The sequence below is a fragment of the Micromonospora sp. NPDC049374 genome (assembly GCF_040677165.1).
GTDB lineage: Bacteria > Actinomycetota > Actinomycetes > Mycobacteriales > Micromonosporaceae > Micromonospora.
Window position 1 is genome coordinate 59,698 of record NZ_JBFAQH010000010.1, and the last position, 18,334, is coordinate 78,031.

At 70.9% G+C, this 18,334-nt stretch carries 21 protein-coding genes; 13 read left to right on the plus strand and 8 right to left on the minus strand.

Annotated features, from left to right (window positions below):
• The first annotated feature begins 62 nt into the window (after window positions 1-62).
• The 6 genes from AB0J93_RS17810 to AB0J93_RS17835 all read left to right on the plus strand — a co-directional run bounded on the left by AB0J93_RS17810 (window position 63) and on the right by AB0J93_RS17835 (window position 6,898).
• Window positions 63-3,113, plus strand: a complete 3,051-nt coding sequence (locus tag AB0J93_RS17810) for a BTAD domain-containing putative transcriptional regulator (protein ID WP_363923089.1) — start codon at window positions 63-65, stop codon at window positions 3,111-3,113.
• A gap of 118 nt (window positions 3,114-3,231) precedes the next feature.
• Window positions 3,232-3,579, plus strand: coding sequence for a PadR family transcriptional regulator (locus tag AB0J93_RS17815; RefSeq protein ID WP_363923091.1), 348 nt, complete (start codon window positions 3,232-3,234; stop codon window positions 3,577-3,579).
• Between the two features lie 2 nt (window positions 3,580-3,581).
• Window positions 3,582-3,962 carry a DUF1048 domain-containing protein gene (locus AB0J93_RS17820; protein ID WP_363923093.1) on the plus strand — a complete coding sequence of 127 codons (381 nt, stop codon included), beginning with the start codon at window positions 3,582-3,584 and terminating at the stop codon, window positions 3,960-3,962.
• On the plus strand, window positions 3,959-4,771 hold the full coding sequence (locus tag AB0J93_RS17825; RefSeq protein WP_363923095.1) for an ATP-binding cassette domain-containing protein: 813 nt from the start codon (window positions 3,959-3,961) through the stop codon (window positions 4,769-4,771). The genes AB0J93_RS17820 and AB0J93_RS17825 overlap by 4 nt, the downstream gene beginning before the upstream one ends.
• The gene (locus AB0J93_RS17830; RefSeq protein ID WP_363923097.1) at window positions 4,768-5,532 is read left to right on the plus strand and encodes an ABC transporter permease; all 765 of its coding nucleotides are present in this window, start codon (window positions 4,768-4,770) and stop codon (window positions 5,530-5,532) included. The genes AB0J93_RS17825 and AB0J93_RS17830 overlap by 4 nt, the downstream gene beginning before the upstream one ends.
• Window positions 5,533-5,641: 109 nt before the next feature.
• Window positions 5,642-6,898 carry a PP2C family protein-serine/threonine phosphatase gene (locus AB0J93_RS17835; RefSeq protein ID WP_363923099.1) on the plus strand — a complete coding sequence of 419 codons (1,257 nt, stop codon included), beginning with the start codon at window positions 5,642-5,644 and terminating at the stop codon, window positions 6,896-6,898.
• A gap of 15 nt (window positions 6,899-6,913) precedes the next feature.
• On the opposite strand, the gene AB0J93_RS17840 is transcribed toward AB0J93_RS17835, so the two are convergent.
• On the minus strand, window positions 6,914-7,267 hold the full coding sequence (locus tag AB0J93_RS17840) for an STAS domain-containing protein (RefSeq protein WP_363923101.1): 354 nt from the start codon (window positions 7,265-7,267) through the stop codon (window positions 6,914-6,916).
• A gap of 124 nt (window positions 7,268-7,391) precedes the next feature.
• Window positions 7,392-8,174 (minus strand): phosphotransferase, encoded by a 783-nt coding sequence (locus tag AB0J93_RS17845; RefSeq protein WP_363923103.1) that lies wholly within the window; start codon window positions 8,172-8,174, stop codon window positions 7,392-7,394.
• A 250-nt stretch (window positions 8,175-8,424) separates the two neighbouring features.
• Here AB0J93_RS17845 and AB0J93_RS17850 point away from each other — a divergent pair, with 250 nt between their 5' ends.
• From AB0J93_RS17850 to AB0J93_RS17860, 3 genes are read left to right on the plus strand one after another with little or no spacing between them, the layout of a single operon-like run.
• Entirely contained in the window at window positions 8,425-8,769 is a 345-nt protein-coding gene (locus AB0J93_RS17850) for a metalloregulator ArsR/SmtB family transcription factor (RefSeq protein WP_363923105.1), read from the plus strand.
• The gene (locus AB0J93_RS17855; RefSeq protein WP_363923107.1) at window positions 8,766-9,257 is read left to right on the plus strand and encodes an SRPBCC domain-containing protein; all 492 of its coding nucleotides are present in this window, start codon (window positions 8,766-8,768) and stop codon (window positions 9,255-9,257) included. Before AB0J93_RS17850 ends, AB0J93_RS17855 begins: the two co-directional genes overlap by 4 nt.
• A complete protein-coding gene (locus AB0J93_RS17860; RefSeq protein WP_363923109.1) occupies window positions 9,254-9,610 on the plus strand; it encodes a nuclear transport factor 2 family protein in 357 nt (118 codons plus the stop codon). The genes AB0J93_RS17855 and AB0J93_RS17860 overlap by 4 nt, the downstream gene beginning before the upstream one ends.
• A gap of 84 nt (window positions 9,611-9,694) precedes the next feature.
• On the opposite strand, the gene AB0J93_RS17865 is transcribed toward AB0J93_RS17860, so the two are convergent.
• The 4 genes from AB0J93_RS17865 to AB0J93_RS17880 all read right to left on the minus strand — a co-directional run bounded on the left by AB0J93_RS17865 (window position 9,695) and on the right by AB0J93_RS17880 (window position 12,757).
• Window positions 9,695-10,135: a VOC family protein gene (locus AB0J93_RS17865; RefSeq protein ID WP_363923111.1), complete on the minus strand. Its 441-nt coding sequence runs from the start codon at window positions 10,133-10,135 to the stop codon at window positions 9,695-9,697.
• 56 nt (window positions 10,136-10,191) lie between these two features.
• Window positions 10,192-11,337, minus strand: a complete 1,146-nt coding sequence (locus AB0J93_RS17870; RefSeq protein WP_363923113.1) for a DUF6596 domain-containing protein — start codon at window positions 11,335-11,337, stop codon at window positions 10,192-10,194.
• A gap of 6 nt (window positions 11,338-11,343) precedes the next feature.
• Window positions 11,344-11,751, minus strand: a complete 408-nt coding sequence (locus tag AB0J93_RS17875) for a YciI family protein (protein WP_363923115.1) — start codon at window positions 11,749-11,751, stop codon at window positions 11,344-11,346.
• Window positions 11,752-11,878: 127 nt separating this feature from the next.
• Window positions 11,879-12,757: a dihydrodipicolinate synthase family protein gene (locus AB0J93_RS17880; protein ID WP_363923117.1), complete on the minus strand. Its 879-nt coding sequence runs from the start codon at window positions 12,755-12,757 to the stop codon at window positions 11,879-11,881.
• Window positions 12,758-12,827: 70 nt separating this feature from the next.
• Between AB0J93_RS17880 and AB0J93_RS17885 the strand changes: the two genes are divergently transcribed.
• Window positions 12,828-13,736: a LysR family transcriptional regulator gene (locus AB0J93_RS17885; RefSeq protein ID WP_363923119.1), complete on the plus strand. Its 909-nt coding sequence runs from the start codon at window positions 12,828-12,830 to the stop codon at window positions 13,734-13,736.
• A 64-nt stretch (window positions 13,737-13,800) separates the two neighbouring features.
• On the opposite strand, the gene AB0J93_RS17890 is transcribed toward AB0J93_RS17885, so the two are convergent.
• The gene (locus tag AB0J93_RS17890) at window positions 13,801-14,895 is read right to left on the minus strand and encodes a hypothetical protein (RefSeq protein ID WP_363923121.1); all 1,095 of its coding nucleotides are present in this window, start codon (window positions 14,893-14,895) and stop codon (window positions 13,801-13,803) included.
• Window positions 14,896-15,131: 236 nt separating this feature from the next.
• Between AB0J93_RS17890 and AB0J93_RS17895 the strand changes: the two genes are divergently transcribed.
• Window positions 15,132-16,040: an aminoglycoside phosphotransferase family protein gene (locus AB0J93_RS17895; RefSeq protein WP_363923123.1), complete on the plus strand. Its 909-nt coding sequence runs from the start codon at window positions 15,132-15,134 to the stop codon at window positions 16,038-16,040.
• Between the two features lie 26 nt (window positions 16,041-16,066).
• Here the strand turns inward: AB0J93_RS17895 and AB0J93_RS17900 are convergent, their stop codons facing one another.
• A complete protein-coding gene (locus AB0J93_RS17900) occupies window positions 16,067-16,309 on the minus strand; it encodes an AraC family transcriptional regulator (protein ID WP_363923409.1) in 243 nt (80 codons plus the stop codon).
• On the opposite strand from AB0J93_RS17900, the gene AB0J93_RS17905 reads away from it, so the two are divergent.
• On the plus strand, window positions 16,305-16,997 hold the full coding sequence (locus tag AB0J93_RS17905) for an SDR family oxidoreductase (protein ID WP_363923125.1): 693 nt from the start codon (window positions 16,305-16,307) through the stop codon (window positions 16,995-16,997). The genes AB0J93_RS17900 and AB0J93_RS17905 overlap by 5 nt on opposite strands.
• Window positions 16,998-17,082: 85 nt before the next feature.
• Window positions 17,083-18,318 (plus strand): acyl-CoA thioesterase/bile acid-CoA:amino acid N-acyltransferase family protein, encoded by a 1,236-nt coding sequence (locus tag AB0J93_RS17910; protein ID WP_363923127.1) that lies wholly within the window; start codon window positions 17,083-17,085, stop codon window positions 18,316-18,318.
• Window positions 18,319-18,334 lie beyond the last annotated feature (16 nt).

Consider the following 18,334-nt stretch of genomic DNA (forward strand, 5'->3'; position numbering starts at 1 on the left):
GAGAAGATTCGACAGTCGTTAAATGGGCTGCTCAGCCGGATGGCGCGGGGGATGCTGCAGAGATGGACACGGCGCGGATTCCACCCGGCGCGGATCCGGCCGGTCCGTCTCCTCCGGAGAATCAGGTCGAGCTGCTGGTCCTCGGTGAGATGGCGGTGCGGGTCGGCGGCCGAAACCTCGACCTGGGGCACGCCCGGCAGCGGTGCGTTCTGGCGGCCCTGCTGGTCGACGTGAACCGGGTGGTCCCTGCCGAGCGGCTGCTCGACCGGGTCTGGGGAGAGCGGCAGCCACAGCGGGCCCGCAACGCCCTCGCCGCGTACCTCTCCCGCCTGCGTCAGGTGTTGGCGCCGGCCGAGCAGGTGGAGATCGTCCGCCGGGCCGGCGGCTACCTGCTCCGGGTCGATTCCACCCTGGTCGACCTGCACCTGTTTCGTCATCTGATCGGGCAGGCCCGTGCGGCCACCGTGGCTGGGCACCGGTCCGAGCAGGCTGGTCCGCCCGAGGCCGGGCCGACCCGGCCCGGAGACGACCCGGCGGCCCTGCTGACCCGGGCGCTGTCGCTGTGGCGAGGGGAACCCTTCGACGCCCTGGAGAACGCCTGGCTCGACACGGTCCGGACGGCCCTGATCGCTGACCGCCACGCCGCCGAGTTGAACCTGGTCGATCTGCAGTTGGCTGTCGGCCGGCACGCCGATCTGCTCGGAGAGCTGACCGCCAGAGCCACGGCGCATCCCCTCGACGAGCGGATCGCTGGCCAGTTGATGCGCGCCCTGTACGGCGCGGGACGGCAGGCCGAGGCACTGCGGCACTACCAGCTGATCCGTACCCGGCTCGCCGAGGAGTTGGGCACCGATCCGTCGGTGCCGCTGCGGCGGACCTACCATCAGATCCTGACCGCGGATCCGGCTCTCGGGACCGCAACCGTGTCGCATGTCATCCCGGCTGCGGCGGCGGTTACGGCTGCAGCGCCGAAAGCCTCACCCCCGGAGTTCGTCGCCGTGGCAGGGCACTCGCCGCCCCGCCAGCTGCCGGCTCCGCCGCTCGGCTTCACCGGTCGGGTCGCGCAGCTCGCCGAGCTGGACGCCATGCTCGCTGGGCAGGATGTCAGCCGGGAGGCGACGGGGACGGGAGCGCCCGGGACGGTCGCGGGGCCGGGTGGGTCGGCGGCGGCCCTCTTGGTGGTGGTGGCCGGCACTCCTGGCGTCGGCAAGAGCACCCTCGTGCTGCACTGGGCACACCGGGCCGTCGACCGGTTCCCCGATGGGCAGCTGTACGTGAACCTGCGCGGCTTCGATCCGGTCGGTTCGGTTGTGGAACCCGCCGAGGTGGTCCGCGGATTTTTGACGGCCCTGGGAGTCGCACCCCAGCGCATCCCGATCGGCCTGGCGGCGCAGACCGCCCTCTACCGCAGCCTGGTCGCCGGCCGACGGATGCTGGTGTTGCTTGACAACGCCCGCGACCCCGAGCAGGTACGTCCGCTCCTGCCCGGGGCGCCGGGCTGCGTCACCGTGGTGACCAGTCGTGGACAGCTCGGCGGTCTGATTGCCATCGAGGGCGCCCGGCCGCTCACCGTCGATCTTTTCACTGACGCGGAATCACTGTGGTTCCTGGTTCAGCGGCTGGGGCAGGCGCGGGTTCGGGCGGAGCCGGTGGCCGCAGAGGAGATCATCGCGCGCTGTGCCCGACTGCCCCTCGCGCTCGCCATAGCCTCGGCACGAGTGGTGGTGAACCGGTCGATCACCCTCACCCACCTGGCCAACGAGTTGGCCGGGGCCGGCGCCCGCCTCGATCCCTTCGATGGTGGTGACCCGGCGGCGGACGTCCGGGCCGTCTTCTCCTGGTCGTACCGGGCGCTCGCCCCGGCCGCCGCCGAGCTGTTCCGGCTCATCGGGCTGCATCCTGGCCCGGAGTTGGAGGTGGCGGCTGTGGCGAGCCTGGCCGGCAGCCCGATGCCCGCCGTCCGGCGCCTGCTGGCCGTCCTGGCCCGCGCCAACTTGGTCACCGAGCACGCTCCCGGGAGATACGTGCTGCATGACTTGCTCCGGGCGTACGCCGCCGAGCAGGCCGAGGCCGAGGAGCCGGTGGTGAGCCGGCGGGCCGCAACCCAGCGCCTGCTCGACTACTGCCTGCACACCGCGTACGCCGCGGACCGGCTGCTGTATCCGCACCGGGATCCGATTCTCCTGGCCGACCCGGAGCCCGGGGTGATCCCGACAGCGCTGACCGACGGCGCGGCGGCGATGCGCTGGCTGGTGGCCGAACACCGGGTACTGCTGGCCGCGGTCAACCTGGCGGCGCGGGACGGCTGGGACCGGCACGCCTGGGAACTCGCCTGGAGCCTGACCAGCTACGTCAACCTGCGAGCGCTCTGGCACGACCAGGTGGCCGTACAGGGTGCCGCGTTGCCGTCGGCGGTCCGGCTGGCCGACCGGGTTGCCCAGGCGCACCTGCACCGCAACCTGGGGCGGGCACTTACCCAACTGGACCGTCCGGACGAGGCTCAGCGACACCTGGCGCACGCCCTGGAGCTGTTCGTGGCCGTCGGGGACCGGGCAAACCAGGCGCAGACCCATGTGAACATTGCCCGGGTGCTGGAGCAGCAGGGCCGGGACCGGGAAGCCCTCGGATACGACCTGCGCTCGCTGGAGCTGTATCGGCTGGCCGGGCATCTGGCCGGTCAGGCCCGTGCCATGAACAACATCGCCTGGGTCCGGATCCGGCTCGGCGAACACGACCGGGCCCGTGAGCTGTGCCGGCAGACGCTGGAGATCAACCAGGAGATCGGCAACCGGCATGGGGCGGCCACCAACTGGCGTACGGCCGGCTGCGCCGAGGCGGCGGCCGGCGCGCACCACGAGGCGATCGTCTGCCACGAGCGGGCCCTGCGGCTGTTCCGGGAGATCGGGGACCGGGGTGGCGAGGCGGAGACTCTGGTCGGGCTCGGTGACGCCCGGTACGCCTGTGACCAGGTCGAGGCTGCCCGGGAATGCTGGGCGGAGGCGCTGGTGCTGCTGGAGGAGACCGGCCATCCGGACGCTGCTGCCGTCCGCGCCCGCCCGTCCGCGTTGATCATTAGGTCGGCGCAGACCGAGAAGGTCTCCCGTCTCCGCTGACCCCCGTGATCACTGGGCGCGGTGCCGCACCTTTCGGTATTCAGTGTTGCTATCTACCGGTACTTAGCGCTACTGTCTACCAGTAGTCAGCGTCGCTGGGTACTGAGGAGATGATGGCATGGGCAACCAGATGACGGAGATGCTGAAGGGCACCCTCGAAGGCATCGTCCTGGCGATCCTGGCCCGCGAGTCCGCGTACGGCTACGAGATCACCGCGTGGCTGCGTGACCGCGGATTCTCGGACATCGCGGAAGGCACCATCTACGCGCTGCTCGTCCGCGTGGAGCAACGGGGGTTCGTGGACGTGGCGAAGGTGCCCTCCGAGAAAGGGCCCCCGCGGAAGGTGTATTCGCTCAACGCGAAGGGGCGGGACCAACTGGCCGAGTTCTGGAGGACGTGGAGCGTCCTCGCCGATCGCATCGAGCAACTCCGGCACAACGGCAACCAACACGACCAGGGAGTATGAGCATGGCCGCGAAGTGGATCGAGACGATCGTCGGATCGCTGGAGCAGAAGAAGCAGTACAAGCAGCTCATGGCCCGGGTCGAGGCCCTGCCGGAGCCCTACCGCGGCGCGGCCAAGGCTCTGCACCGGTACGTCATGTACCGCGGCGGAATCCTCGACGGCGACACGCTCACCACGATGCTCGGCGACCTCGTCGACCTCTGGGAGCGGGCGGTCGCTGACGGAACGCCGGTCCGCGCAATCGCCGGCGACGATCCGGTCGAGTTCGCCGAGACCTTCCTGCAGGCGTACGGCGGTAGGCAGTGGATCGACAAGGAGCGCGAGCGGCTCCGGAAAACGATCGACGCCGCCGAGGACAACAACAGAAAGGAGGAGAGCGCATGACCACCAGGATGCGCGAACCCGCGATCAGGGTGCGGGCCATGACGAAGTCCTACCAGGACCTGCACGTACTGCGGGGCGTCGACTTCGACGTGGCGGCCGGGACCATCTTTGCGCTGCTCGGCTCGAACGGCGCCGGAAAGACCACGCTGGTGCGGATTCTGTCGACGTTGCTGAAGGCGAACGGCGGCAGCGCGACCGTCCACGGCTTCGACGTCTCCTCGGCTCCGGCCGACGTACGCAGGTCGATCAGCCTGACCGGCCAGTTCGCCGCGGTCGACGGAGTGCTCACCGGTCGGGAGAATCTGGTCCTGATCGCGAAGCTCCGCCACCTGAAGAACCCGGGGGCGATCGCCGACGACCTGCTCGCCCGCTTCTCGCTCACCGATGCCGCGAACCGCCGGGCGGCGACGTACTCGGGCGGCATGCGTCGGCGGCTGGACATCGCGATGAGTCTGGTCGGCAACCCGCCGGTCGTATTCCTCGACGAGCCGACCACCGGCCTCGACCCGCAGGCCCGCATCGAGGTCTGGCAGACGGTGAAGCAACTCGCCAAGGATGGCACCACCATCCTGCTGACCACTCAGTACCTCGACGAGGCCGAGCAGCTCGCCGACCGAATCGCGATCCTGCACAAAGGCACGATCATCCAGCACGGCACCCTCGCCGAGCTGAGGCAGCTCCTCCCGTCCGCCAAGGTCGAGTACGTCGAGAAGCAGCCGACCCTTGAAGACGTCTTCCTCGCCCTCGTCGGTGACACCAGTGACACCACCGACGAGACGGCCGTGCCCGCGGGAGAGGAATCCCGATGACTGCCCACGTCCTCAGCGACACCGGAACCCTCACCGGCCGCTCCCTGCGCCACATCCTCCGCAGCCCGGACACCATCATCACCACAGCGATCACCCCGATCGCGCTGCTGCTGCTCTTCGTGTACGTGCTGGGCGGAGCCATCAACACCGGATCCGACGAGTCGTACATCAACTACATGCTCCCGGGCATCCTGCTCATCACGATCGCATCCGGCATCGCCTACACGGCGTACCGCCTGTTCCTGGATATGCAGGGCGGCATCTTCGAGCGCTTCCAGTCGATGCCGATCTCGCGGCCCTCCGTGCTCTGGGCGCATGTCCTGACCTCACTCGTCGCCAACCTGGCCTCGATCGTGCTCGTCATCGGCGTCGCGCTGATCATGGGGTTCCGTACCGGCGCGTCGGTGGCCGACTGGCTCGCCGCCGTCGGCATCCTGATCCTGTTCACCCTCGCCCTCAGCTGGCTCGCCGTGATGGCGGGCCTGTCCGCCAAGACCATCGACGGCGCCAGCGGCTTCAGCTACCCGCTGATCTTCCTGCCCTTCATCAGCTCGGCGTTCGTCCCCACCGACTCGATGCCCGGCCCGGTTGCCTGGTTCGCCGAGAACCAGCCGGTGACGTCCATCGTGAACACTCTCCGCGCGCTCTTCGCGCAGCAACCCGTCGGCAACGACATCTGGATCGCCCTCGCCTGGTGTGTCGGCCTACTCGTGGTCGCCTACGTCGCCGCGACGGCGATCTACCGCAAGAAGATCAGCTAGCTGATCGCAAGAAGACAGCGCCGCGTCCGCACGGACGCGGCGCTGTTCCCTGTGGCGCAGCCGGTGTAGGACGAACTGGGTACGTCGGGGCTGTTCGTAGACTTCAGGGGTGGAGAGCAGTCAGGGGCGAGTTCTGGCCGGCTTGTTGGACGCGGCCGAGGACGCCTCGCCGGTGGAAGCCGTCGAGGCGGTCACCCGTGAGGTCGGCGAGGCGCTCGGCGCTTCGGCGGTCTCGTTCCTGATTGCCGATCTCAGCGGTCGGGCGTTGGTTCGGCTGGCTTACGTGCCGCTTCACGGCACGGGCGGGACCCGCCGCCACGGCGACGAGGCCGCCACCGTGCTGCCGTTCGATGGAGGCCCCGCGGAGCAGGCGTTGCGTACGCAGAAGGTGCAGGTGACCAAGCGGTCCGATGGCTGGACGGTGCTCGCGCCGGTGACCGACCGCGGTGAGGCGATTGGCCTGCTGGAGATGGCGTTACCCGCGGAGCCGGCCGCGCAGGCGCTCAGGGAGATCGTCCGCACGGCGCACGCGTTGGCATTCGTGGTGATCGCGAACCGGCGACACACCGACCTGTTCGAGTGGGGGCAACGCACGACCCCGTTCACGCTGTCCGCCGAGATCCAACGCCGCCTGCTGCCGGGTTCGTTCACGTGTGAGGCGAGTGCGTTCACCCTGTCCGGGTGGTTGGAACCGGCTGCCAGCATCGGCGGGGACACCTTCGACTACAGCCTGGGCCGCGACGTGCTGCACTTCAGCGTCACCGACGCGATGGGCCACGGGGTGGCCAGCGCGCTGACCGCCACCCTGGGCGTGGGCAGCCTGCGCAACACCCGCCGCCGTAGCGCGGGATTGGTCGAGCAGGCCGACGCCGCGAACGCCGCCGTAGCCGAACACGCAGGGGCACGTGGCAGCTATGTCACCGCGGTTCTTGGCCGCCTGTACCTACGCACCGGAGTGTGCGCGCTGCTCAACGCCGGGCATGTCCCGCCGCTGCTCGTCCGTGCCGGTGACGCGCAGCCCGTGTCGCTGCCGGGGAACTTCCCGCTGGGCATGTTCGCCGAGGCCGAGTACCGCCACGAGGAGATCACGCTGCAACCAGGCGATCGCCTGGTCGTGGTCACCGACGGCATGCTGGAGCGCAACGCTGCCGGCTTGGACCTGCCGGCTGTGTTGCGGTCGATCGGTGATCTGCACCCGCGCGAGGCTGTCCGGGCGTTGGCCGACGCCGTGCTTGAGGTGGCCGGGCCCAGCCTGGCCGATGACGCGACCCTGCTGATCCTCGACTGGTACGGCGGGCATCAACGAGGCCGCCGTGCCAGCGCGGGCGCGGACGTGGAGCGCGCCAGCGCGGCGCTCACCGACTGACCACTGCCCGCCGGGTCACGCCGTCCGAGGACGGCATGTCGCTTCCGCGCCCGGTACGTCGTCGTAGATGTCGACCACCCGGTCCACCGACGTGATACTCAGGACGCGGCGTACCCCGGGCTGCACCGACGCCAGGCAGAGCCGGCCGCCGACATCGCGCAACGCCTTGAACATCACCACCAGCGTGCCCAGTGCGCTGGAGTCCATGAACCCCACTCCGCCCAGGTCCACCACCACCTGCCGGTCGCCGGCGTCGATCAGCTGCTGCAGGCTGTCGCGCAGCTGCGGGGAGGTCGCCATGTCGAGATCACCACTCACCTCGACCACGGTGCACCCCAGCCCCGGCCGAGCCGACAACAGCAGATCCACAACGGCCTCCCAAGGCGGACGATTCGTACCCACTCTATGTGTCCCTGCGGCGGAGCGCTGTCAGCGGTCGACAGCACCGCCGGCACCGGCCGTCAGGATGGCGGTAACGCCAGTCCCGGCCGGTTCAGTGGTGCAGAGCGCGTTCGAAGACCGCCCGGTTCGCGCGTACGTACTCCGCGTCGTTGAGGTACTGGATGTGGTGTCCGTGCGCGAGATGGCCGGCGAAGGCGGTGTTGCCGGCGGCCGCCTGGGCGTGCATGAAGCCGACAAGTGCGTGCAGCCGGGCGACGGTGACGTCGACCAGGCCGGCTCGGGCGCTGTCGGCCAGCCCGTAGCGGTCGCAGAACGTCCGGAGCCGGGCGGCCTGTTCCTCGGTGGTTCCGAAGCCGTCCGTGTTCTCCGGCGCGGTCATCGGCACCCATCGGTAGGCCGCGTAGGCGACATCCCAGATCCGGGGCCCGGGCTGGGCGTGGTCGAAGTCGATGATGCCCACGACGCGGTTGCCGTCGAGCACGCAGTTGTGTGGCGCGTAGTCACCGTGACAGATGACCTCGACCGGTTCGGTCGCCGTCACCTGCCAGCCGTCGCGGGGCGCGCGCTGCGCGTACTCGGCCGTCGCGTCGTGGTACGCCCGCAGCAGCACGGCCGCACTCTCCAACGCCTCGGCCGAGGCCGCCGCGGCGGTGGGCGGATAGTTCGACACCTCGCCCGGTAGGAAATCGAGGATCTCGAAGCCGGCCTCGCTCGTGTCACGTACCCGGGGTGCCGCTGTGAAGCGCTGGGCGGCGAGCTGCCGCAGTAGTTCGTGGACCCGGGCGGACCAGGGTCCGGTAGGGCGACGCACCGTGTCGCCGATCCGAACGACCTGGTTGACGCCGCCGCCCGTCAGGATCTCCCGCTCGACCATCCATCTCACTCCGCCGGGACGATGTCCGTCCGACCGGCCACGCACCGACCAGCCGGCCACGCACCGACCAGCCGGCCACGCACCGACCGGCCGAACCTGACCGTACGACGATACGAAGCCCGTTCCGAACGTCGGCCTGGAGGGTGCACCCGCAGTCGCCGCCCGGTCCTGACCGGCAGGGGAGTGGCTCGGCCGGCAGTAAAGGCAAACCTACGCTTTTGCAAATGACTGTTTGTGTTAGTGTGAGGCCATGCCCACCTCGCTGGCACCAACGCCAGAGCTCGATTCCGCCTTCGCCGCGCTCGGTGACCCTGTCCGGCGTGCCCTGGTGACCCGACTTGCGCGCGGTGACGCCACGGTGGGGGAGCTGGCTGCGCCCTTCGACCTGACCCCACAGGCGATCTCGCACCACGTCGGGGTGCTGCGGCGGTGCGGCCTCATCGAGCAGCGGAGAGAGGGCACGAGACGTCCCTGCCGGTTGAGGGCCGATCAGCTGTCGTTGCTCGGCACCTGGATCGCCGACCAACGCCGGGTCTGGGACGACCGGCTCGACGCCCTGGAGCGGCACCTCGTCGACGAGGAGGCGGTCCGATGACCGCCAGATCGCAGCTTCGCGGCGACGAACTGATCGCCAGCCGCCGCCTTCCGGCCGAGCCCGATCGCATCTGGGTCGCCTTCACCTCACCGACCGGCATCGCAGCATTCTGGGGCGGTTCGCATGCCGTCGTGCCGCCCGAGTCCGTGATCGTGGACCTGCGTCCCGGCGGGGAGTTCGCGCTCGACACCCGCGCGCCGGACGGCGCCACCCGTCGGCTCCGCTTCGTCTACGTGAGCGTCACCGCACCGCACGAGCTCGTGTTCGACGAGCCGCTGACCGGGCTGCGGACAACCGTCAGTCTCCGCCTCGCTGCCGGCGGCACCGATCTGACCGTGCACCAACGCCGGCTTCCCGCTGAGCTTCGCACGACCCAGGCGGCGGAAGGGCTCGCCTCGATCCTCGAGGCGCTGGCGGCACACCTGCAACATCCCGATGCAGCCCAAGGACAGAGCACATCATCCAGGCAAGAACGGAGCACATCATGACGCAGCAGACCCAGCGCGACCTCGTGGCGGACTACCTCGAAGGTTTCCGGACGAGCGACCACCGGCGCATACTCGCCACCCTCACCGACGACGTCGAATGGATCATCCACGGCCACCGGACCACCCGAGGCAAGGCCGAGTTCGACAGTGAGATCGAGAATCCGGCGTTCACCGGCAGCCCGGAACTCGACATCCAGCGTGTGCACGAGGACGGTCCGGTGGTCATCACCACCGGCGAGGGGCGCGGGGTCAGCGTCGAGCACGGGCCGTTCCGGTTCGCCTTCAACGACCTGTTCACCTTCCGCGACGGGCTGATCGCCCGCGTCGACTCCTACGTCGTACCGCTGCCCTGAGGCGGTCGCCTCGCCGGCGGGCCTCCGACGGGCCGCCGCCGGCTGGCCCGAGCAGGGGAAACACCGGCGAACGGTCGACGGCCTTCAGCCGAGCTGTTGAGCCAGGCCGACGACGATGCCCTCGGGGCCGCGCACGTAGCAGAGCCGGTAGCTGTCCTCGTACTGCGCCAGCTCGCCGACCAGCTCGGCCCCGTGGGCGCGCAGGCGGGCAACGACGTCCTCGATGTCGTCGACCGCGAACATGATGCGCCGGATGCCCAAGGTGTTCGCCGGTGCGTTCGGTGGCTCGGGGCTGATCGCCTTCGGCGTGTGGAACTTCGCCAGTTCGATGCGGCCGTGGCCGTCGGGCGTTCGGAGCATTGCGACGTCCTGCCGGACGTCGTCGACTCCGATGACGCGCTCCACCCAACGTCCCTCGATCGGTGCCCTGCCCTCCAACTCCATACCGAGTTCGACGAAGAACGAGACGACACTGTCAAGATCGTCGACAACGATGAGGACGTTGTCCAACCGCTGGATCGTCATGCTGGGTCTCCTCCAAGATGATGCGGCCGCAACGGCCGTCTCCGGCGGCCGAGCGGTCAACGACGCAGTTCCGCGTTGAGCCGGGCGGCCTGTCGCGTGAGATGTTCACATTCCGGCAGGCTGGGCGCCGATCGGGCGGCTTCGGCGTAGAGTCGCGCCGCGGTCGCCAGGTCACCGTCCCGCTCTCGCAGGTAGGCGGCGACAGCGCGGTGCCGGGGCAGGGCGGGGTCGAGACCCGCCAGGGCGGCCAGGCCGGCCCGTGGCCCGTCGGCCTCGCCGACCGCGACGGCCCGGTTGAGACGGGCCACCGGGCTGTCGGTGAGGCGCACCAGTTCGTCGTACCACTCGACGATCTGCACCCAATCCGTCTCCTCGGCGGTGCGGGCGTCGGCGTGCAGCGCGGCGATGGCGGCCTGCGCCTGGAATTCGCCCAGGCGGTCGCGGGCCAGAGCGTTCTGGAGCACCTGCACGCCCTCGGCGATGAGGCGGGTGTCCCAGCGGCTGCGGTCCTGTTCGGCCAGCGGCACCAGCCGGCCGCCGGCGGTGGTCCGAGCCGCACGACGGGCGTGATGGAGCAGCATGAGCGCGAGCAGGCCCGCCACCTCCTCGTGCCGGATCCTGGCCGCCAGTTGGCGGGTGAGCCGGATCGCCTCCGCGGCGAGGTCGACATCGCCGGAATAGCCCTCGTTGAAGACCAGGTAGAGCACGCGCAGCACGGTGGTGACGTCACCGGGCTGGTTGAACCGGACTCCGGTGACGGTCCGCTTGGCCCGGCTGATCCGCTGCGCCATGGTCGTCTCCGGCACCAGGTAGGCCTGGGCGATCTGCCGGGTGGTCAGGCCACCCACCGCCCGCAGCGTCAGCGCCACCGCCGAGGTCGGGGTCAACGACGGATGCGCGCACAGGAAGTACAGCGCGAGCGTGTCGTCCACCGGTTCGCCCGGGCCGGGCGCGGGCTCGACCTCCACCAGCGCCTCGCGCCGCCGCCGGGAGCCGTCCGCGCGAGCCGCGTCGAGGAACTTCCGCCAGGACACGGCGACCAGCCACCCCTTGGGGTCGCGCGGCGGGTCGGTCGGCCACACCCGTACGGCCTCGACCAGCGCGTCCTGCACGGCATCCTCGGCCGCCGCGAAGTCAGCTCCGCGACGGACGAGGATGCCGATCACGGCGGGAGTAAGGGTCCGTACTACGGCCTCCTCCACCGTGTGTCACTCCGAGATGGTCGGCGGCTCGGCCAGGAACGGCCGTACCTCGAGCCACTCGTGCAGCGGCTTCCCGCCGGTACCCGGCGCCGCGGACAACTCGCCGGCCAGCTCCAGCGCCCGCTCGTAGGTCTCGACGTCGATCACCATCCAGCCGGCGATCAGATCCTTGGTCTCCGCGAACGGGCCGTCGGTGACCGGCGGTCGCCCCTCGCCGTCGTAGCGGACGAACGTTCCCTCCGGGGAGAGCGCCTGGGCGTCGACGAACTCGCCGGTGCCTTCGAGCCGGGCGGCGAAGTCCCGCATGTACTGCACGTGGGCCGAGATCTCCTCGGGCGTCCACTGGTCCATCGGCACGTCGGTCAGCGGCTTCGGGCCGCCACGGTAGTGCTTGAGCAGCAGGTACTTGGCCATCGAATACTCCTTGTCAGGTACGGGCCATTGTGGCCGCGTTCGGAGCAAGGACGGAGCCCGACCCGGCTTTTCGACATGCCGCCGGGAAGATTTTCCGGCGGATGTCGGGCCGCCGTTTCCGTGCCGGTCATGCCAGCACCGCCGGCACCTCGGTCAGACAGGACAGCGCCCGGGCGGTGGCCGTCGACGTGGCGGGCAGCAGCGGAGGTCGGACGAGCGGCGTCGGGATCCGTCCCTGAGCGTGCAGCACCGCCTTGACAACGGCGGGGTTGGGTTCGGCGAACAGCGCGGCCGAGAGGGCGGCGAGCCGGTGGCCGAGCGGCCGGGCCCGGGCGACGTCGCCGGACCGCCAGGCCGCGACCAGGTCGGCGTAGTCGGCGGTGGCGAGGTGCGCGGAGGCGAGGATGCCGCCGGCCGCGCCGAGGGCGAGCAGCGGCGAGACGTACGCGTCCTCGCCGCACAGCACCGCGAAGTCGGACGGTGGGTCGGCCAGGAGGGCGATGGTGTCGGCGTCGATGCCGCCGACCGCGTGCTTGACGCCCACCAGGCCGGGCAGCCCGGCGAGGCGGCGCAGCGTGCCGACGCCAAGCTGCTGCCCGGTGCGGTACGGAACGTGGTACGCGACCAGCGGCACGGGAGAGTCCTCGGCCAACCGGGCGTAGTGCGCGAGTACCGCCTCCTCGCCGGGGCGGAGAAACGGCGGGACCAGGCAGAGTGCCGCCGTGACCTCGGGTCGTTCGGCGAGGGCGCGCAACTCCGCCGCGGTGTGCGCACCGACCAGCAGAGCGGCCCGGTGTTCCCGGCACACCGCGGCGATCGCGTCGACGACGGTCCGCTGCTCGACGGCGCTGAGGGCGTGCGGCTCGGCGGTGGTGCCGAGGGCGACCAGCCCGACCGCGCCGGCTACCAGCACCTCGTGGGCGAGGGTGCTCAGCGCGTCGAGGGCGACGGCACCGCTCTCGTCGAACGGCGTGACCATGGGTACGTAGAGCCCGGCAGGTGTCATGCTGCCAGCCTCCGACAGCAGAAGGTGAAGCACCAGTTCCGATTACTCGCCAGATACGTAAGCTGAACTGATGCTTGATGTCCGCCGTCTGCGGCTGCTGCGGGATCTGTCCCACCTCGGCACCATCGCCGCCGTGGCCGAGGCGCACACCTACACGCCGTCCGCCGTCTCCCAGCAACTCGCCGCGCTGCAACGCGAGGCCGGCGTCGCGCTCCTGGAACGGGCCGGCCGACGGGTCACCCTGACCCCCACCGGGGAGGCGCTGGTCAGGCACGCTGAGGTCGTCCTCGCCGCGCTGGAGGCGGCCGACGCGACCCTCGCCGCCGCGCGGGGCGGGCTCACCGGCACGGTACGCATCGGCGCGTACCCCAGTGCCGTGCGTACGCTGCTGCTGCCCGCCCTGGTCGCGCTCGGCCGCGACCATCCCGCGCTCGACCTGATGGTCACCGAGTTGGACCCGGTCGCCGTGCCCGACGCGCTGCGCGACCGCCGCCTCGACGTGGCCCTCGTGCACGACTACGACATCGTGCCCGTCGAGCCGGATCCGGCCCTGGACTCGGTGCCACTGCTGGACGAGACGGTGTTCCTGGCCGTCGGGGCGAGCCGGAATCTCACCGGTGACCCGATGCGCTCGGTACGCGACGCGGACTGGATCGTGGGCAGCCCGGGCACGCTCTGCCACTCGGTGACCCTGCACGCCGGTGAGCTGGCCGGCTTCCGCCCGACCGTGCGGCATCACGCGGACGACTTCACCGCCGTGCTCGCCCTGGTGGCCGCCGGTCAGGGCGTCGGACTGGTGCCCCAACTGGCGGTCGAACGGCCGCCCGCCGGGGTGGTCCTCGTCCCCCTCAGCATCCGACGGCGTACCCGGATCGCCTACCGGCAGGGTGCGGGTGGCCATCCCGCGGTGGCCGCGAGCATCGCCGCGCTGCGCGCGGCCGCCGGTGACCTGCCCGCCGAGCAGCCGGCCGGGTCCTGAGACGCCGCGCCGTGCACCTGCGTCGGTCCCCGCCCAGGTGGCGCCTGGGCGGGGACCGCCGATCTCAGGCGCTCGACGAGAAGGTCGAGCTGAACGCGACGTCCTGCGGACGGCCGGCGTTGCTGAAGCAGGCGACCGGCAGCACCGCATCGCTGCCGAACTGCGCCCACAGCTCCTGGATGGTGCAGTACGAGGGGTCGTCGCCGATCGCGGTCACCTGCGCGGTGGTGCTCTTCTCGTGCAGGGCCGGGAACTTGACGACGAAGGTGCCGGGGCCGGTCGGACCGAAGCCGTTGGCGCCGACACCGAGCGGGTACGAGTAGTTCGTCGGGCCGGCGAACGGCGACGCGAGGTATCCGAAGTGCTTCGGCGGGCCGAACGACGCGTAGACCGAGCGCTCCCGATGGAACGACACGGTGAAGTCGCTGTCCATCAGCGTGCCGGTGACCGGATTGTGGCAGGCGACGTAGACCACCGCGTCCGGGCCGGCCGCACCCCAGCGGAGGATCTTGCACCGGCGTGGTTGTGCGTTCGGCTGCTGGGCGGTCACCTGGACGTTCCCGGACAGCACGCCGGGCGGCGCGCCGACCGCCCGAAAGCGCACGTCGTAGATGCCCACCGCGACGTGGGCGACGGTGACGGGCGCACCTGTCGAGTTGTACGACTGGGCGAGGAAGTTGGACAACACCTGCGCCGAGGAGTACGTGCCGACGCCCGCCGGCAGGATGCCGGAGCTCACCGTCCACAACACCGTGAACGGGGTGTCGGTCGGGGTGCCGCCGGGCCGGAAGCACTGCACGTCGACGATCTCGTCGGCGCCCGAACTGCCCCACCGCACGAGCTGGCAGAAGCGGCCGTCCTTCGCCACGGCGGTGACGTGTGCGTTGCCGCGCGAACCCAGGCCGATGGCCGGAAACCTCACCAGGAACCGGCCGGGGGCGACCTTGCCACCGGTGGCCGTTGGACCCGGCGCCCAGCTGCCGAACTGGTAGGCCGCGGGCAGCGGCGTCCAGACCGGCACCGTCGGGTCGTCGACGTACGCGAATCCGAAGCGGTCGGCGGTGGCGGCCGTGGCTGGTGCGCCGGGGATCGACAGCGCCGCGGCCAGCACCACGGCTAAGCCGGCGGCAAGGTGACGGAGACGGAGGCGGAGAGACATGGGCCACTCCAATCGGTGGTAGTCGATGCTTGCTGCCACTGTTCCGGGTGCCGGTCAAGGTCACAATCGGCTTGCCTACACCGGCGGGACGGGTGCCGGCTCCGGCGCGGTCGCTACCGCACATCAGATGCCGCCAGCCCGGCCGCTGTGACAGCTCCACCGCGTGATCCCCTTCACCGCCTCGGTAGGCGAAGAATTGGGTGGCTCACCCGCGTGCCCGGCGCAAGGATCTCGGCGTGACACTGCACCAGGGTGAGATTCCGGTCGACGAGAGCGTCGTCAGATCGTTGGTGGCGGAGCAGTGCCCACAGTGGGCACACCTGCCGCTGTCCCGGGCTGGCGCGGGCACCGACAACACCATGTACCGGCTCGGCGAGGACCTGCTCGTCCGACTTCCGCGTACCGCCGACAAGGCACCGTCGCTGCGCAAGGAACAGCGATGGCTGCCCCGGCTGGCGCCCCTGCTCGCCTGCCGGATCCCGGAGCCGCTGCACACCGGCGTACCCGGCAGCTCATTCCCGCTGCCCTGGTCGGTCTACCGGTGGATCGACGGCGACGAGGCCGGGCCGGAGACCGTCTCGGACTGGGCGGCGTTCGGCACCGACCTGGCGGCCGTGGTACGGGAGCTGCACGGGGTGGACCTCATGGGTGCGACCCGAACGGGCGACCTGAGCTGGTACCGCGGGGGAGAACTGCGGGCCTGCGCGGAGTGGGTCGGCGGCGCCCTCGCCGACTGCCGTGGCATCCTCGGCACCGAGGTCGACGTCGAGACGCTGGAACGGCTGTGGCAGACGGCGCTGGCCCTGCCCGAGCCGTCCGGACCGCAGGTGTGGCTGCACGGCGATCTCCGGCCCACGAACCTCCTGGTACGACACGGCAGGCTGCACGCGGTAATCGACTTCGGTGGCCTGTCGGTCGGCCTGCCCGATGCCGAGCACGCCCCGGTGTGGGACCTGCCGCCCGAGGCGCGCCACGCGTACCGAAACACCGTCGACGTCGACGACTCGACCTGGCTACGTGCCCGCGCCTGGGCGATCGCCGTGGCCGCCAGCGGTATCCCGTACTACCAGCACAGCTACCCGGCGTTCGTCGCCGAGTGCCGAGCCCGCCTCCAGGCGATCCTCACCGACGAGGGCACGTCGTGACCGGCCGGTGCCGAGCGGACGAGCGGCTACGGCACGGTGGGCGCGGGGTGCCGCAGGCGGGCGGCGTCCTGGCTCGGTGGCGCGCCGAACAGGCGGCGGTACTCGCGGCTGAACTGTGACGGGCTCTCGTACCCCACCCGGTATCCGACACCTGTGACGTCGTCGGGGTGGGCCGCCAGCAGCAGCCGGGCCTGCTGGAGCCGGATCTGCTTCTGGAACTGGATGGGGCTCATCGCGGTGACGGCCTGGAAGTTGCGGTAGGGCGTGATCCTGACCTACAGCGGCAACCAGGTCGGTGCGCAGGACACGGTGACGGCCATCGAGAAGGAGGGCGGCACCGCTGTCGCGCTCCGGCTGGACGTCGGTCGCAGCGAGACCTTCCCGGCCTTCCGCGAGCGGGTCGTCACCGTGCTGCGCGACACCTGGCAGCGGGACACCTTCGACCATCTGGTCAACAACGCCGGCTTCGGTGGGATGGCGATGTTCGAGGACACCAGCGAGGAACTCTTCGACAGGTTCATGCGGGTACTGCTCAAGGGGCCGTACTTCCTCACCCAGGCGCTGCTGCCGCTGCTCGCCGACGGTGGCGCCATCGTCAACGTCAGCAGCAACTCGGCGTCCCCCACCGGTCTGGTCGACGCCGGCTACTCCGCGTACGCCACGATGAAGGGCGGCCTGAACGTGCTGACCCGCTACCTGGCCAAGGAACTGGCCTCCCGCGACATCCGGGTCAACGCCGTCTCGCCGGGTCCGACGCGTACCCGGATCTCCGACGCGGCCGGGGTGGTGGCCTTCGAGGCGTACCCGGAGGTGATCCCGGCGCTCGCCGCCAAGACCGCCCTCGGCCGCATCGGCGAGCCCGACGACATCGGCAAAGTCATCGCCGCCCTGCTCGACGACACGGGTGGCTGGATCACCGCGCAGAACATCGAGGTCTCCGGCGGCTACGACCTCTGAGGCACCGGGACGGTACGCCGGTCGGCCCCGACCGGCGTACCTCGGCGGGTCGGGTGGGTGGACCGCCGGGGATACGGTGTCATCGATGCCGCGTTCGAGGACGTCCAGGATCCTGCCCGCCGCCATGGTGGGGCTGCTGGTCGCGACCCTTCTCGTCGGTGACCGGGGCAGGGGCGGGGCGCCGCGCCTGCGCCTGGACGTGGCGCCGGCCGTCGCCCTCGTCGACCAGCCGGTCCGGGTGCGCGTGCACGGCCTGGCCGCGCGGGAGCGGGTGGTGGTCGCCGCCGAGGCCCAGGACCACTCGGGGCACAGGTGGCGGGCGGAGGCGACGTTCGTCGCCGACGCCAACGGTGTCGTGGACGTGTCACAGGATGCACCCGTGGCCGGCTCCTACTCGGGTGTCGACCCGATGGGCCTGTTCTGGTCGATGGATCCGCTGGACGGCGACGCCTCCTCCTTCGCGCCGGTGTGGCCACACCTGCGCCGTGACTTCGCGGTCCGGCTGTCGGCCGTGAGCGGCGGGCGCGAGCCGGCCGCCGTCACCGTGCGGCGGGACTGGACGGCGGGCGAGGTCTCGTTCACCGAGCTGACCACGGAGGCGGACGGCGTTCGCGGGTTGCTCGTCCTCCCGCCACCGGAGGTGCCGCGACGACGCGGGGTGCTGTGGTTCGGCGGCTCGGAGGGCGGCGTCGGCGGGCTGTACGACGCGCCGTTGCTAGCCTCCCGGGGGCATCCGGTGCTGTGCCTGGGCTACTTCGGAGCTTCCGGACTTCCGGACAGCCTGCACGACATCCCGCTGGAGTACTTCGTCACCGCCGCCGAACTGCTCGCCCCGTACTCCGGTGGCGAGGTGGTGGTGACGGGCTACTCACGCGGCACCGAAGCCGCGTTGCTGCTGGCACAGCAGCGCCCCGACCTGGTCCGCGCCGTCGTCGTCTACGCACCGAGCAGCGTCGTCCATCCCGGTTACCCGTACTCGGGAGCGCCCGGCTGGACCTACCGTGGCCGACCCGTGCCGACCGGCCGGATGCCTGTCGACCGGATCGACGGACCGGTACTGGCCGTCGCCGGTGAGGACGACCAGCTCTGGGACGCGCCGACCTACGCCGCCGAGCTGCTGCTGGCCCTCGGTGGCCCACCCCACCGTGTGCTGCTCTACCCGGACGCCGGTCACGGCGTGGGTACGTTCCCGTACCTGCCGTCGAAGACGGTGCACCACGGGCGCACCGGCGTGCAGACCCACGGCGGCACCCGGGCGGGTGACGCCGCCGCCCGCCGGGACGGATGGTCCGAGGTGCTCGCCTTCCTCGCCGCCCTCTGACGGCCGGAAGCCGACC